Annotated in this window: 11 protein-coding genes and 1 pseudogene; 7 read left to right on the forward strand and 5 right to left on the reverse strand. The window is 71.2% G+C overall.

The genetic code is table 11. The features are described 5' to 3' along the window. Positions 1 to 2 precede the first annotated feature (2 nt). From kdpA to KBY47_RS13030, 5 genes are all read left to right on the forward strand, one after another. A complete protein-coding gene (kdpA, locus tag KBY47_RS13010; RefSeq protein WP_210921215.1) occupies positions 3 to 1,667 on the forward strand; it encodes a potassium-transporting ATPase subunit KdpA in 1,665 nt (554 codons plus the stop codon). Then, positions 1,664 to 3,781, forward strand: a complete 2,118-nt coding sequence (gene kdpB / locus KBY47_RS13015; RefSeq protein WP_210921216.1) for a potassium-transporting ATPase subunit KdpB — start codon at positions 1,664 to 1,666, stop codon at positions 3,779 to 3,781. Before kdpA ends, kdpB begins: the two co-directional genes overlap by 4 nt. A 5-nt stretch (positions 3,782 to 3,786) precedes the next feature. Continuing rightward, positions 3,787 to 4,404, forward strand: a complete 618-nt coding sequence (gene kdpC, locus KBY47_RS13020) for a potassium-transporting ATPase subunit KdpC (protein ID WP_210921217.1) — start codon at positions 3,787 to 3,789, stop codon at positions 4,402 to 4,404. A gap of 145 nt (positions 4,405 to 4,549) precedes the next feature. Next, positions 4,550 to 4,987, forward strand: coding sequence for a spore germination protein GerW family protein (locus tag KBY47_RS13025; protein ID WP_210921218.1), 438 nt, complete (start codon positions 4,550 to 4,552; stop codon positions 4,985 to 4,987). A 229-nt stretch (positions 4,988 to 5,216) separates the two neighbouring features. Then, positions 5,217 to 6,410 carry an oxygenase MpaB family protein gene (locus KBY47_RS13030; RefSeq protein WP_210921219.1) on the forward strand — a complete coding sequence of 398 codons (1,194 nt, stop codon included), beginning with the start codon at positions 5,217 to 5,219 and terminating at the stop codon, positions 6,408 to 6,410. 53 nt (positions 6,411 to 6,463) lie between these two features. Here KBY47_RS13030 and KBY47_RS13035 read toward each other — a convergent pair whose 3' ends face one another. From KBY47_RS13035 to KBY47_RS13050, 4 genes are all read right to left on the reverse strand, one after another. Continuing rightward, positions 6,464 to 7,678, reverse strand: a complete 1,215-nt coding sequence (locus tag KBY47_RS13035; protein WP_210921220.1) for a TetR/AcrR family transcriptional regulator — start codon at positions 7,676 to 7,678, stop codon at positions 6,464 to 6,466. Between the two features lie 154 nt (positions 7,679 to 7,832). Then, positions 7,833 to 8,924 (reverse strand): NAD(P)-dependent alcohol dehydrogenase, encoded by a 1,092-nt coding sequence (locus KBY47_RS13040; protein ID WP_210921221.1) that lies wholly within the window; start codon positions 8,922 to 8,924, stop codon positions 7,833 to 7,835. Further along, positions 8,921 to 9,406: a DUF4334 domain-containing protein gene (locus KBY47_RS13045; protein ID WP_210921222.1), complete on the reverse strand. Its 486-nt coding sequence runs from the start codon at positions 9,404 to 9,406 to the stop codon at positions 8,921 to 8,923. Before KBY47_RS13045 ends, KBY47_RS13040 begins: the two co-directional genes overlap by 4 nt. Before the next feature lie 97 nt (positions 9,407 to 9,503). Beyond that, complete coding sequence (locus KBY47_RS13050) at positions 9,504 to 10,130, reverse strand: helix-turn-helix domain-containing protein (RefSeq protein WP_308405139.1); 627 nt, start codon at positions 10,128 to 10,130, stop codon at positions 9,504 to 9,506. Positions 10,131 to 10,191: 61 nt separating this feature from the next. On the opposite strand from KBY47_RS13050, the gene KBY47_RS37035 reads away from it, so the two are divergent. Continuing rightward, complete coding sequence (locus tag KBY47_RS37035; protein ID WP_210921223.1) at positions 10,192 to 11,250, forward strand: saccharopine dehydrogenase family protein; 1,059 nt, start codon at positions 10,192 to 10,194, stop codon at positions 11,248 to 11,250. 51 nt (positions 11,251 to 11,301) lie between these two features. Here KBY47_RS37035 and KBY47_RS13060 read toward each other — a convergent pair whose 3' ends face one another. Continuing rightward, positions 11,302 to 13,887, reverse strand: a complete 2,586-nt coding sequence (locus KBY47_RS13060; protein WP_210921224.1) for a DUF262 domain-containing protein — start codon at positions 13,885 to 13,887, stop codon at positions 11,302 to 11,304. Between KBY47_RS13060 and KBY47_RS37040 the strand changes: the two are divergent. Next, positions 13,888 to 14,238: pseudogene (locus KBY47_RS37040) on the forward strand (transposase); the annotation flags it as partial. Positions 14,239 to 14,265: the final 27 nt, after the last annotated feature.

Below are 14,265 nucleotides of genomic sequence, written 5' to 3' on the forward strand. Positions count from 1 at the left end.
AGATGAGCCCCGTCCTTGCTGATGTGCTCCTCGTGACCGCGCTGATCGGCGCGCTCGCCCTGGCGCACCGTCCCTTCGGCGACTACATGGCCGCCGTCTTCTCCTCCCGGAGACATCTGCGGGTGGAGAAGTGGATCTACCGCTGTGTCGGCGCCGACCCGGACACGGAGATGCGCTGGCCCGCCTATCTGCGGGCGGTGCTGGCCTTCTCCGCGGTCGGCGTGCTGTTCCTGTACCTGCTGACGCGGGTGCAGGACAGGCTGCCGCTCTCCCTCGGGTTCGCGCCCATCACCCCCGACCAGGCGTTCAACACGGCCGCGTCGTTCGTGTCCAACACCAACTGGCAGTCGTACTCGGGTGAGTCGGCGATGAGCCATGTCACCCAGACCATGGGCCTGGCCGTGCAGAACTTCGTCTCCGCGGCCGTCGGTATCGCCGTCGCGGTGGCGCTCGTCCGCGGCTTCGCCCGCTCCCGCACCGGGGAGCTGGGGAACTTCTGGGCCGACCTGGTGCGTGGCGTCGTACGCGTCCTCATCCCGGTCTCGGTCGTCGCCGCCCTGGTCCTGATCGCCTGCGGCGCCGTCCAGAACTTCGGCGACATCCACACGGTCACCACGCTGACCGGAGACAAGCAGGCGATCAGCCCCGGCGCGGTGGCCTCGCAGGAGGCCATCAAGGACCTGGGCACGAACGGGGGCGGCTACTTCAACGCCAACTCCTCCCATCCGTTCGAGAACCCGAACGGCTTCACCAACTGGCTGGAGATCTTCCTGCTGCTGGTGATCCCCTTCTCGCTGCCGCGCACCTTCGGGAAGATGGTCGGCTCGGTGCGGCAGGGCTGTGCGATCGTCGGCGCGATGGCGGCCATCTGGTTCCTCGGCGTGATCGCCGTGACCTGGATCGAGTACGCCCACCCCGGTACCGCCTCGCAGCTGGCGGGCGGCGCGATGGAGGGCAAGGAGCAGCGCTTCGGCGAGGGCCCGTCCTCGCTGTTCGCGGTGTCGACGACGATGACCTCGACCGGGTCGGTGAACTCCTTCCACGACTCCTACAGCGGTCTGTCGGGCGGTGTGCTGCTGCTGGGCATGATGCTCGGCGAGATCGCGCCCGGCGGGGTCGGCTCCGGTCTCTACGGCATGCTCGTCATGGCGGTCATCGCGGTGTTCCTCGCCGGTCTGATGGTCGGCCGCACCCCGGAGTACCTGGGCAAGAAGATCGGCGGCCGTGAGATCAAGCTGGCCGCCTGCTCCATCCTCGTCACCCCGGCGCTGGTCCTGGTCGGCACCGCGCTGGCGATGGCGCTGGGCAGGGGCGAGCCGTCGATGACCAACGCCGACGCGCACGGCTTCTCCGAGGTGCTCTACGCCTACACCTCGGCCGGCAACAACAACGGCTCGGCGTTCGCCGGGTTCGGTGCGGACACCGAGTACCACAACACCATGCTCGGGCTGTGCATGCTGCTGGGCCGCTTCCTGCCGATGGTGTTCGTCCTGGCACTGGCCGGTTCGCTCGCCGGGCAGCAGCCGGTCCCCGCGACCGCGGGCACCCTGCGCACCGAGAAACCGCTGTTCACCGGTCTGCTGGTCGGGGCGATCCTGATCATCACCGGTCTGACGTTCTTCCCGGCGCTCGCGCTGGGCCCGCTCGCCGAGGGGCTGGCGGCATGACCCCTCACACGAAGAAGCACGAGGACTCGATGTCCACTCCCGCTCTCGCGCCCCACCAGGAGGCACCGACCGGGCACAAGGCGCACGAGGGCCGGGTCGGCGCGGGCCTGTTCGACCCGAAGCAGCTGGTCAGGTCGTTGCCGGACGCGCTGCGCAAGCTCGACCCACGGGTCATGGTCAAGTCGCCGGTGATGTTCGTGGTGTGGGTCGGGTCCGTCCTGACCACCGTCTTCGCCGTCACCGACCCCGGCGACCGGTTCGGCTGGACCATCGCCGTCTGGCTGTGGCTGACGGTGGTCTTCGCCAACCTCGCGGAGGCGGTCGCCGAGGGCCGTGGCAAGGCGCAGGCCGACACCCTGCGCAGGGCCAGGACCGACACGGTGGCCCGCAGGGCCGACGGGACCGTGGTCCCCGGCACCGAGCTGAAGGTCGGCGACCTGGTCGTCTGCGAGGCGGGCGACATCATCCCCGGCGACGGGGACGTGGTCGAGGGCGTCGCCTCCGTCGACGAGTCGGCGATCACCGGCGAGTCGGCCCCGGTCATCCGGGAGTCCGGCGGCGACCGGTCCGCGGTGACGGGCGGTACGAAGGTGCTGTCCGACCGGGTCGTCGTCCGGATCACCACCAGGCCGGGCGAGACGTTCATCGACCGCATGATCGGCCTGGTCGAGGGCGCGGCGCGGCAGCGGACGCCGAACGAGATCGCGCTGAACATCCTGCTCGCCTCGCTGACGGTCGTCTTCCTGCTGGCGGTGGCGACGCTGCCGCCGTTCGCCCACTACGCGGGCACCGAGCTGACGATGATCGTGCTGGTGGCGCTGCTGGTCTGTCTGATCCCGACCACGATCGGCGCGCTGCTGTCCGCGATCGGCATCGCGGGCATGGACCGGCTGGTGCAGCGCAACGTCCTGGCGATGTCCGGGCGCGCCGTCGAGGCGGCCGGTGACGTCTCCACGCTGCTGCTGGACAAGACCGGCACCATCACCCTGGGCAACCGGCGGGCCGCCGAGTTCGTCCCCGTGCGCGGCACCACCGAGGCCGAGGTCGCGGACGCCGCGCAGCTCTCCTCACTGGCGGACGAGACCCCGGAGGGCCGGTCCGTCGTCGTCCTGGCCAAGGAGGCGTACGGGCTGCGGGAGCGGCACCAGGGGGAGCTGGACCACGCCGAGTGGATCACCTTCACCGCGCAGACCCGGATGTCGGGTGTGGACGTGGACGGGCGCAGGGTCCGCAAGGGCGCGGCCGGTTCGGTCGTCGCATGGGTACGTGAGCAGCGCGGCGAGGTCGCCCCGGACGCGCACCGGATCGCCGACCGGATCTCCGAGGCGGGCGGCACCCCGCTGCTGGTCGCCGTCCAGGACGGCCGCGGCGCCCGGATCCTCGGGGTCGTCCACCTCAAGGACGTCGTCAAGGACGGCATGCGCGAACGGTTCGGGGAACTGCGCCGCATGGGCATCCGGACGATCATGATCACGGGGGACAACCCGCTCACCGCCAAGGCGATCGCGGACGAGGCCGGGGTCGACGACTTCCTCGCGGAGGCCACCCCCGAGGACAAGATGGCGCTGATCAAACGGGAGCAGGCGGGCGGCAAGCTGGTCGCCATGACCGGCGACGGCACCAACGACGCCCCGGCCCTCGCCCAGGCGGACGTCGGCGTCGCGATGAACACCGGCACCTCGGCCGCGAAAGAGGCCGGGAACATGGTCGACCTCGACTCCGACCCGACCAAGCTGATCGAGATCGTCGAGATCGGCAAGCAACTCCTCATCACCCGGGGCGCGTTGACGACGTTCTCCATCGCCAACGACGTCGCGAAGTATTTCGCGATCATCCCGGCGCTGTTCGCCGCCGCCTACCCGTCGCTGGACCGGCTCAACATCATGCAGCTGTCCTCGCCGCAGTCCGCGATCCTCTCGGCCGTCGTCTTCAACGCGCTGATCATCGTCGCGCTGGTCCCGCTGTCCCTGAAGGGCGTGCGCTACCGGCCCGGCGGCGCCGACCAGATGCTGCGCCGCAACCTCACCGTCTACGGACTGGGCGGGCTGATCGCCCCGTTCCTCGGCATCAAGACCATCGACCTGCTGCTCTCCCTCGTTCCCGGAATCGGCTGATCGGCATGAACACCTCTCTCGCCACCACCGGCCGCATGGCCTGGGCCGCACTGCGCATGCTGCTCGTCCTGACCGTCGTGACCGGCGTCCTCTACCCGCTCGCCGTGACCGGCGTCGGCCAGGCCCTCTTCCGTGACCAGGCCAATGGCTCGGTCGTCAAGGCCGACGGCAGGGAAGTCGGCTCGAAGCTGATCGGGCAGAGCTGGTACCTGCCCGGGACCGACCAGCCGGACCCGAAGTGGTTCCAGGGACGGCCCTCCAACAGCGGCTACGACCCCCTGTCCACCGGCTCCGGCCAGCTCGGCGCCAGCGACCCCACCCTCGTCGAGGACGTCCGGGCGGCGCTGAAGCAGGTCGCCGCCTTCAACGGCGTACCGGAGTCCGAGGTGCCCAAGGACGCCGTCACCGGCTCCGCCTCCGCCATCGACCCGCACATCTCGCCGCAGTATGCGGACATCCAGGTCAAGCGGGTCGCCGAGGCCAACAACCTGAGCGTCGCCCAGGTCCGGAAGCTGGTCGACGACCACACCGACGGCCGCACCCTCGGCTTCATGGGCGAACCGCACGTCAACGTCCTCGAACTCAACATCGCGGTGAGGGGCCTCGCGGCGACATCGCGGTGAGGGGCCTCGCGGCGACATCGCGGTGAGGGGCCTCGCGGCGACACGCTGACGCCCCCGCCAGGCGCCCAGTGGACCACCCCACCGGGTGCCGAGCGCGTTGTGGGCGGCCCGCCTAGCATGGACGGAGCGATCGAGGAGGGCCCCCATGACCGCACCTGACGACACCACCGGGCAGGACGCGGACAGGACGGCCCCGCCGACGGACGTGAGCGCCGCACGCGCCTCCGTCACCCTGCTGGAACGCATGGCCGACAAGCTCGGCGCACGGGCCTCGGTGACCGCCGTCTTCGGTGAGCCGGTGACCCGGGGGAACGTCACGGTCATCCCGGTCGCCGAGGTCGCCTTCGGCTTCGGCGGCGGCACCGGACGCGAAACCGGCACCGCCAGGTCCGGCGACGGCGGGGGAGGCGGCGGGGGAGCCGGGGCCCGGCCCCGAGGCTTCATCGAGATCACGGACGACACGGCCACGTACAAGCCCATCCGGGACCCGTGGGTGGACGTCGTCGCCCCCCTCGCCACTCTCCTGACGGGCATCCTGGTCCCGCGGCTGGTTCGCCGCCTCTCCAGGTCCCGCTCCCACTGAGCGAACTTCCCCCACCGCGCCCCGGCGCCCCGCGCCGTCGGCGGGACTCCCTGCCGCCGACTTTGCCGACGAGCCCTGGGTCACCACCATTGCCGACGGCTACGCACGTCGCTATGTTAATCGGAAATCACATCCGCGCGACGCGGAGCGGCACGTCATCGTCGTACAACTGGCAAGTCTGCAAGGGCACCTGGAACCGTCTGGCTGAATCAGGGAAGCAGGTAAGTCAATGGAGAACCTCAGCAGGCGAAAGGCTCTGTCACTCGGTGTGGCGCTCGGCCTCGTGGGCGTCACGAGCCCGGCATGGGCGTCGGCGAACGCCGTGCCCGGAGCCGCCGCCGGGACCGGTCCGGAGTGGATCTGGGACGACGCGGCGGATCCGCTGATGGCCTCGATGCTCGACAACGGACACGTCCCGGCGATCAACAAGGCGTGGGCGTCCTGGGTGAACAACAACGACCCGCTGCCCAGCGGCCTGCCGACCGAGTTCGCCGCGTACCTGCGGCAGGTCAACCGACTGCCCTCCTGGGCGGACCAGGCCAAACTGGACCGTGCCGCCGACTTCAACCGGCGCCGGGACACCTACCTCTTCATGCTGTACGGCCTCGGCAGCGGCATCATGAGCACCGTCATCCCGCGCGAGGCCAAGAGCGTCTACTGGTCCGCGGGCGGCGCCGACATGCAGGACCGCGCGGCCAAGACCTTCACGTTCGGCTACGACCTGTCCGAGCTGGGCGCCTTCGAGCCGACGGGGCAGTTCGTCGTCACCGCCAACAAGACGCGCGTGGTGCACGCCGCCGTACGCCATCTGCTGCCGCAGTCGCCGCACTGGCGGGCCGTCGCCGACGAGACCATCCCGATCAGCGCCGCCGACATCCTGGTCACCTTCCACAGCCTGGGCACCTATGTGCACCGCAAGCTGCTCGACTGGAAGATCCCCTACCCCGCCGCCGACCAGGAGGCGTTCCTGCACTCGTGGCAGGTCGCCGTCCACCTGCTCGGTGTGCCGTACGAGCACATCCCCAGGACCTGGGCGGAGGCCGAGGCGCAGTCGGCACGGGTGCTCACCCCGATCCTCACCCCGTCCACCGAGGGCATCGCGCTGGCCGAGGACCTGCTCGGCCTGACCGCGCAGATCGACCTCGGCGTCACCCGCGGGTTCCTCAACGAGTTCGTGCGCTACGTCCTCAGCAACGAGGTCGGCGACTGGCTGGGCCTGAAGCGCGACTACGCGGCGGCGGCCCTGGTCCGTACGGCATGGCCCGCGTTCATCCTCTTCCGCGAGGGGCTGTCGCCCGTCATGCCCGGCACCTTCTACATGTTCGACCAGTTCGTGCGGGCGCTGGCCATGCTCTTCCTCAACAAGGGCTCCTCCGGTACGACCACCCCCATCACGATCCCCACCGGCAACAGGCCCGCCTGAGCCGCCGATCCCCTCCCTCCCCCGCCCGCCCCCGCAGCCGTAGGGGGCGGGCCTCAGGTCGTCTGCGGAGGCAGTCCCAGCGCGCCCACGACCAGGGCGGTCACGGCCTCACGATGCCCCGGCCTGTCCTGCCACCGCAGCCTGCGCCCCGCCTCGACCACCACACCGAACCCGGCGTGCACCAGCACCCGCGCCTGACGCGGGTCCAGTTCGGGACGGGCCAGCCGCAACTGCTGCTCCCACACAGCGATGTGCTCCCGCTGCGCGAGGACCACGGGCTGCCGCAGACCGGGCGGCAGACCGACCAGCTCGGCCTCGGCGACGCTGTTCAGCTCGGTGTACTCGAAGCTGTAGGCCACGTACGTCGCCGCCAGCGCGTGGACGGCGGTGTGCGGGTCGGCCACCTCGTGCAGACCCCGCTCCACCCCCTGGGCCAGCAGCCCCGCCGCCTGGAGGCAGGCCGCCGCGAGAATGTCGATCTTGCCGGGGTAGTGGCGGTACAGCGCGGAGGGAGTCAGCCCCACCGCCCGGGCGATCTGCCCGTTGGTGACGTTGGCGAACCCGTCCCGGGCGAACAGCGGGATGGCGGCCGCAAGGATCTCCGCGCGCCGGGTGCGCGGCACCGGCCGCGCGGGCAGCTCCACGGCGGGGCGCGCGCCCGGTCGGCCCGCCGCCGGATCGGTACCGGCCACCCGCAGGGCGGACGCCGACAGCAGGTCCTCCGCGCGGCGTTGGGCGATGGAGATGTGGTGCATGGTGATCGACCCGATCGCCCCGAGCGCCGCCATCGCCCGCAACCGCCGGTCGGGCAACGGGCGCTCACGCTGGACGGCCTCGTCGACCCGCTCGACGAGACGGGCGAACTTCACCCCGAGACGCCGACGGTCCTCGCCCTCCAGGTACCGGGCCTCCCACCGGTACACACCGCCCGACGCGCGATGCGCGACGGTGACCCGGGTGAGGGCGGCCAGCAGCTCCGCCAGGGGCGCCTCGCGCGGCACCTCGTCGAGCACGGCGACCAGCCGGTCCACCGTCACCTGGGCGCACTCGGCGAACAGCGCGTACTTGTTCGGGAAGTGCCGGTACAGGGCGGCCGCGGTGATCCCCACCCCCGCGGCGACCTCCTCCATGGACGCCTTGTGGTAGCCGCGCTCGCTGAACACCCGCCCGGCCGCGTCGACGATGAGCTGCTTGCGGTTACGGGGCCGGGTCGCCGCGGTCGGGTCCGCGGTCGTGGTCGAACGGGCGGGCGGGGAGGCGGGAGCCATGCGGATTAGTCAATCACAGCCCGCGAGGGGGGCCGGGGTCCCTCCGTGGCGTGGGGGCGGTGGCCGTGGGAGGTGCGGGGCGGGCGGTGGCCGTGTGTGCGTGAGTGTGCGTGTGTGTGGGCGTACGGCCGCTCCCGGTGCCGGAACGGTGCCGTCAGGCGAAGATGAGCACCGGCTTTACCACACCACCGTCCGCCATCGCGGCCACGGCCGCGCCGATGTCCTCGAACGCGAACGTGGAGACCAGCCGGTCCAGCGGGAAGAGGCCACGCCGGTGCAGGGCGATCAGCTCGGGGACGAAACGGCGGGGATCCGAGTCCCCCTCGATCACCCCGTGGATGCGAACACCCTTGGCGAGCAGACCCATCACGTCGAACGCCACCTCGTCCCCCATACCGAGGAGGGCGAGTTCGCCGCGCGGGCGCAGCGCGCCGACGGCCCGGCGGGCCATCTCCGGACGGCCGGTGGTCTCGACGACATGGTGCGCGCCACCGCCGGTGAGGTCGCGCAGCGTCGCCACCAGACCGTCCCCCGGGGGCAGGGCCGCCTTGGCGCCGAGATCGGTGGCGAGGGCACGGCGGGAGCCGACCGGATCGACGGCGATGACCGGATCGCAGCCCACGGCCACCGCGGCCATCAGCGCGCTCAGCCCCACCCCGCCCGCGCCCACCACCACCAGCGAGGAGCCCGGTTCGGGGCGCAGCCGGTTGAGCACGGTGCCCGCGCCCGTCTGACCGCTGCACCCCAACGGCGCGACGACCTCCGCCGACAGGTCGGAGGGCACCTTCACCACGCCGCGTTCGTCGACGACGGCGTACGTCGCGAAGCTGGACTGGCCGAAGAAACCGGCGTGGAGCGGTCGGCCGTCGAGGGAGAGCGGAGTGGAGCCGTCGGCGCGTCCACCGGAGAGGTTGCGGGCCCGGGCGTCATGGCAGTAGGCCGGGTGGCCCGCGGCGCACTGCGCGCAGGCACCGCAACTGGCGAAGGTCAGACAGACGGTGTCCTCCGGCACGACGCCGGTCACCTCCGACCCCACGGCCTCGACCGTCCCGGCCCCCTCGTGGCCGAAGACCATGGGCGTGAGCTGCCGGGGCCAGGCGTCCCGCATCCCCAGGTCGGTGTGGCAGATGCCGACGGCGGTCATCCGCACCAGCACCTCGCACGGCCGTGGCTCCTCCAGGACGACGTCCCGGACGGTGAACGGGGCGCCCGGCGCCTCGGTGACCGCGGCGCGAACGCGCCTCACGAGCCCTCTCCGTCAGGGACGCGCTCCAGGAAGAAGTAGTAGAACGGCCCCTCTGCGGGCGTCCCCTTGGCGTTCATGATCCCCATAAGCGTGGAGTCGTCCACCTGCTTGAAGTGATCGAGGACCGGCTGCCCGTCGTAGACCATGGTGGCCGTGGTCTCCCCACGGAACTCCACGCTCCACAGACTGGCCTCCCCCTTCCCCAGCTCCACGTTGGAGTACAGCCCGCCTTCCGCGTCACGGCACATCAGCGGCTTGGCGTCGTGCACGGAGACGAACGTCTTGCCGTACCAGTTGGCCCTGGCCAGCATCCCGTTGAGGGGGTGCCCGGTGTCGAACTCGCCGCCCTTCCACTCGCCGAGGATCGCCTCGGGCCGCACGGTGGCCAACGCCGCCCAGATCGCGTCGAGTTCGGAAGTGTCGACCCGCCCGTCCCTCTCCCGGAGCTGCCGGAACCGGTCACGGGCCTGGAGCGCATCCATGCGGTGTCCTCTCTTCGGAAAGGAAGTTGACTGACCATCACCGCACTCTCTCACTTTAGCGAGCGCTAAGTAAGTCTCCGTGGGAAGGTCATCCGTCTCATGGAAGCAACTGCCGTACGAGCGAGTCCGCGGCCCACCGCTCCCAGCGCGCCGCGGACCACCCGCGGCCGGTCACCAGCAGGCCGAAGGTCTCCGGCCCGAGGACGGCCAGGGCGATGTCGGCGGCCGACGCGGCGTCGTGGCCGTCCCGCAGCGCACCGCCGGTCTTCGCCACCAGCGCCTCGGCGAAGTGGAGCTGGACCGTGTGCCGCTGCTCCTGGTTGGCCCGCCACAGCGCGGCCACCTCGGAGTCGGCCGCCGCCGCGCCGCGCACGACTTCCAGGACCGGGGCGGCGCGCTGGAGGACGCGGCGGGCGCCGGCGGCCTGGAGGGCGAGCTGGGCGGCCGGATCGGGAGCGTCGACGACCTCGCGGGCCCAGGGGCGTTCCAGGGTGGCCACGGGGTCGAGGTCTCCGGCGATCGCGGTGTCGAGGAGTTCCTTGAGCAGGGCGCGCTTGTTCCGGAACGTGAAGTACACGGTCTGCACGCCGACTTCGGCGCTCCGCGCGATGTCCTCGACGGTCGTGCCCGCCCAGCCGCGCTCGACGAACAGCTTCCCGGCGGCGTCCAGCATCCGCTGCCGGGTGCGACGGGCCTTCTCGGCGCGGGTGAGGGCGGCGGCCACGGATGTCTCCTTGCTCGACGGTCTTTGACTGTAGTGAGACTACAGTGTAAGTCAGTGGAGTATGACTACAGCGAGATCCGAGAACGCCTCCCCCGGACGCGTCCTGGTCGTCGGCGGCTACGGAGCCGTGGGCGCCGTCGTGACCACCACGCTCACCGACTGGTTCCCGGGCCGGGTCGTACCCGCCGGACGCGACGAGGCGAGGGCACGCCGACTGGGCGGGGTACGAGCGGACGTGACCCGTCCCGAGGAGTTCGCGCGGACACTGGACACGCTCGCCGACGTGTCCGTGGTCGTCCTCTGTGTGGAACCCCAGGACGCGGAGATCGCCCGGATCTGCCTGCGACGCGGCGTCCACCTGGTCGACATCGGCGCCACCCCCCGGCTGCTGACCGCCGTGGCCGACCTGCACGACGAGGCGGTGGCCGCCGGTGCCACGGCCGTGCTCAGCGTCGGCGTCGCGCCCGGCCTGACCAACCTGCTCGCGCGTCGCGTCCACGAGGCCGTCGGCGGCGCGGAACGCCTCGACATCACCGTCCTGCTCGGCTCAGGCGAACGGCACGGCGGCGACGCGGTCCGCTGGACGGTGGCGGGTCTGACCGAGCCGGTCGAGGCCCGCCCCCGACGGACGGCACTGCCCGGCTACGGCACCCGGACCGCCCACCCGTTCCCCTTCTCCGACCAGCACACCCTGCCGAACACCCTCGGCGTACCCGAGGTGACCACCCGGCTGTGCCTGGACTCCCGGTCCCTGACGTCGATGCTCTTCGCCCTCCGCCGTACGGGCCTGCTGCACACGGCTCGCCACCCGGCCGTACGCCGCACCCTGACCGCCGTCTTCCGCCGCGTCCACATCGGCGGCGACGGTTTCGCCGTACGAGCCGACGCCCGGCGCGGCGACCACCACGCGGCCCTCGCCCTCACCGGCCACGGCCAGAGCCGCATCACCGGCCTGGTCGCCGCTCACGTCACCCGCGAACTCCTGACCGGCACCCCACCCACGGGCGTCCACCACATCGAACAACTACCGCCCCTGACAACCCTCCCGAACACCCTGTCCACCGCCCACGACATCACCCTGCACCACTACGACGACCGCCCCGGCCCCGCCGCGCGTTGAAGGCGATCACAGACCCGCTGCTGACCTGCATGTGAGCCCGCCGGGCATCCCTCAGGATGTGCCCCGGCTCTCCCAGCGGTCCCGGAACCACGTCAGCGTCTCGGTGAGCAGCTCCCGGTTGCGCTCCTTCTCCAGCAGGGACAGGCGGATGTTGGGGCGCAGCTCCAGCTTGCCCTCCGGGAGGTCGACGCCGTCCAGGGCGTTGAGACGTGTGAGGAGGTCGGCGCGCAGCGCGCGGTCGGTGAAGGGTTCCCGCGCGGCCATGTACTGGAACACCACCTCCGCCGTGCCTCCGCGCCCGGCGCCCGGGTAGAGCGTCATCGGCCAGATGCCGCGGCCGGGCCCGCCCGTCTCGCCGAGCATGAGGTACGCGCTCGTGATGACGTGTCCGGCGCCGTGGCCGATCCATCCGCCCAGCGTCTCCCAGTGGGCGAAGAGCGTGCGGACCGCCTCGACCGTCTCGGGGGAGTCGTCCGCGGCGAGCTGGCGGAAGAACCGTTCGGCGCGAGTCTCCTCTCCCGGCGTACCCGAGGTCCTGTCCTGCGCAGTGTCCTCGCCGTTCGTCCGGTCGTCGTCCGTGCCGGCGAGCAGTGCCGCCAGGTCGTCGGCGGTGAGTCGCTGGGCCGGGTCGGCGGCCCCGGTCGCCGTGAAGCGGACGCCGTCGGCGGCCAGCCGGGCGCGGACGTCGTCGCTTCCCGCGTCCTGGGGCGTCACCCACCGGAAGCCGTCGGAGACCTTGCCCTCGGAGGTGAGGACGCGGTACGCGTTGACCACTCCGGGGGTGTTGGCCATGTGGTTGCCCACGGCCTGGGGGCCGGAGCCGAGAAAGGCGGCGAGGTCGCCGTACGAGGTCCAGGTGCCGCGGGGGAGCGCGGCGAGGACCTGGTGGGCGAGCTGCCAGTCGCGGCTGCGTTCCGCGCGGCCGACTCCGCGCAGCGGGGCGGGCCACAACGCGATCGCGCGGTCGGCGAGTTCGTCGGCGCGGGCGAGGATCTCACGCACACCCCAGCGCTCGGTGGCGGCGATGCGGCGGTTCATCTCCAGATGGCTGCCTCGCAGCAGGTCCTGTTTGCGCTCGAAGGGATGGTTGGACAGCTCCGCGTTGACCGCGGTGAGCGTCAGGTTGCCGAGGGTGTGCTGGAACCGGGCGTGCAACTCCTCCGGGGTCTCGCCGTCGCCGGCCTCCTCGGCCAGCGTGCGCAGCCACTCGTCGCCGGGCGACTGGGGCATGACGTGCTCGACGGTGAGCCGCGCGGCGGCGAAATCGACCGGTTCGGGATGCCCGTAGCTCTCCTCGAGCCGCTGCAACACCAGTTTGCGCTGCTGCCACCGGCCGTACTGGTAGAACGGCGCCGTCCTGATCTTCTCGCGCAACTCGGCGTCGCCGGGCCAGAAGCGGTTCTCGGCGGAGAGGAGCCGGTGCAGCCCCTCGGTGACGGGCACGTCGAGCGGGAGCTGTCCCGGCACGGCCTGGAAGATCCGGTTGAGGTTGTTGGTCGGAACCCGGCAGATCATTCGGCGTACCAGGAAGCTCTCGACGTACGCCAGGGCGCGGGCCATCTCGGAGGAGTCCAGCTCCCCACGCTCACGCCGGTCGAACAGCAGCATCAGGGCGGGGTGGGTGACGGCGGCCTGCCAGGCCTCCAGGCGGCGGAGCGCGGCCCGGACCCCGGGGTCGTGCTCCTCCCCGGGGTGCAGCAGCCGACGGAAGTGGGTGCTGCGGCGGTGGAGTTCCCTGATGTACTCCTCGATCTCCGCATCGCCGGCCCTGCCGTCCTCCAAGCGCCGCTGCTGGGCCGCGTACAGGTCCTGACGGCGGACCCGGTCATCGCCGTCGAGCACCAGCTGGAGCCACATGAGCTGCTCCAGCTCGTCGTTGCTCAGACTCTTCTGCAACGGGAGCCAGTAGGTCTCGTAGACGTGTTCGCCGCGCGCTCGGAGCTTCATGAAGAGGTAGTTGCGCAACAGGTCGGCCTGGCTCAGCTTGAGGCCGGTGTTGTTGAGCGACTCGAAGATTCGGTGGACGTTGTCACCGCGCTCGGCGGTCACGGCCACGAGCGCGAGCCGGGAGGTGATCGCCTGCTCGATGCGGAACACGTCCTGCGCGGCAGCCGGATCGTCCGCCTCGACCAGCTTCCTGCGGAAGAAGGCGTAGGCGGTGGCGACACCGCTGCCGGTGCCCTGATCGGTGAGGGGGCCGCGGATGTGGGCGGCGAACTGCTTCCGGTCCGCCTGGGTCGGCAGCAGACGGAGGTGGTCGTCGCCGCTTTTCCACTTGTTGATCAGGTACTGCTCGTCGATGCGTTGGGCCTCGACCGGCGAGGTGTCCGCGACATGATCGCGGATGGCGGCCAGAGCCAGGGACAGCGTCGTCAGCCGCTGCTGGCCGTCGACGACGAGCCAGCGGGGAAACGTCGCGTCGTTCTGCGGTGAGGGCGCGAGCACCACCGAACCGAGGAAGTGGGTGCTCCCCTTCTCCTCCGCCGACTCGAGCAGCCTGGCCTGTTCCAGGACATCGCTCCACAGCTGATTGAGGTGCTTCTCGGTCCAGGAGTACGTCCGCTGGTACAGCGGCACCTGGAACTGCTGCGCCCGGCCCTGCACCAGATCGGCGAACAACGTCTCCTTGGCCTGCATATGGCCCCCTTGGTCCTCGGTCGTCCGCCGCCGATTACACCAGCTCCGGCAGGTCCCCGTACCGGAAAGCCCCTGAGTGCGCACAACAGGGGGGACCACACCGCAGTCCGTGAGCCGAGTGGCCAGTGTGAGTCCTCCGACAGCTGGCGACGGCTGACCGGACGCGCCGGCACGGCCGAGGACTACCGACTGGTGACCACGCTGCTCGATGCCCGCCGCTATCCCGCCCGCCAACTGGCCGCGCTCTACCAGGAACGCTGGGAGGTGGAGGCCGTCTTCGCCGAGTTCAAGACCCATCAGCGCGGTGCCCGCACCGTGCTGAGCAGCAAGACCCCCGACGGCGTTCTGCAGTAGATCTGGGCGCACATGCTGCCAGGC

It is taken from the genome of Streptomyces sp. B93 (assembly GCF_018070565.1).
In the GTDB taxonomy this organism is placed as follows: domain Bacteria; phylum Actinomycetota; class Actinomycetes; order Streptomycetales; family Streptomycetaceae; genus Streptomyces.

Excerpts from the sequence above, each read along its gene's own strand:
- KBY47_RS13045 (WP_210921222.1), bottom strand. The coding sequence starts at position 9,406 with ATGGATGCGCTCCAGGCCCGTGACCGGTTCCGGCAGCTCCGGGAGAGG.
- KBY47_RS37035 (WP_210921223.1), top strand. The coding sequence starts at position 10,192 with ATGACTACAGCGAGATCCGAGAACGCCTCCCCCGGACGCGTCCTGGTC.
- KBY47_RS13060 (WP_210921224.1), bottom strand. The coding sequence starts at position 13,887 with ATGCAGGCCAAGGAGACGTTGTTCGCCGATCTGGTGCAGGGCCGGGCG.
- KBY47_RS13030 (WP_210921219.1), top strand. The coding sequence starts at position 5,217 with ATGGAGAACCTCAGCAGGCGAAAGGCTCTGTCACTCGGTGTGGCGCTC.
- KBY47_RS13035 (WP_210921220.1), bottom strand. The coding sequence starts at position 7,678 with ATGGCTCCCGCCTCCCCGCCCGCCCGTTCGACCACGACCGCGGACCCG.
- kdpC (WP_210921217.1), top strand. The coding sequence starts at position 3,787 with ATGAACACCTCTCTCGCCACCACCGGCCGCATGGCCTGGGCCGCACTG.
- kdpB (WP_210921216.1), top strand. The coding sequence starts at position 1,664 with ATGACCCCTCACACGAAGAAGCACGAGGACTCGATGTCCACTCCCGCT.
- KBY47_RS13025 (WP_210921218.1), top strand. The coding sequence starts at position 4,550 with ATGACCGCACCTGACGACACCACCGGGCAGGACGCGGACAGGACGGCC.
- kdpA (WP_210921215.1), top strand. The coding sequence starts at position 3 with ATGAGCCCCGTCCTTGCTGATGTGCTCCTCGTGACCGCGCTGATCGGC.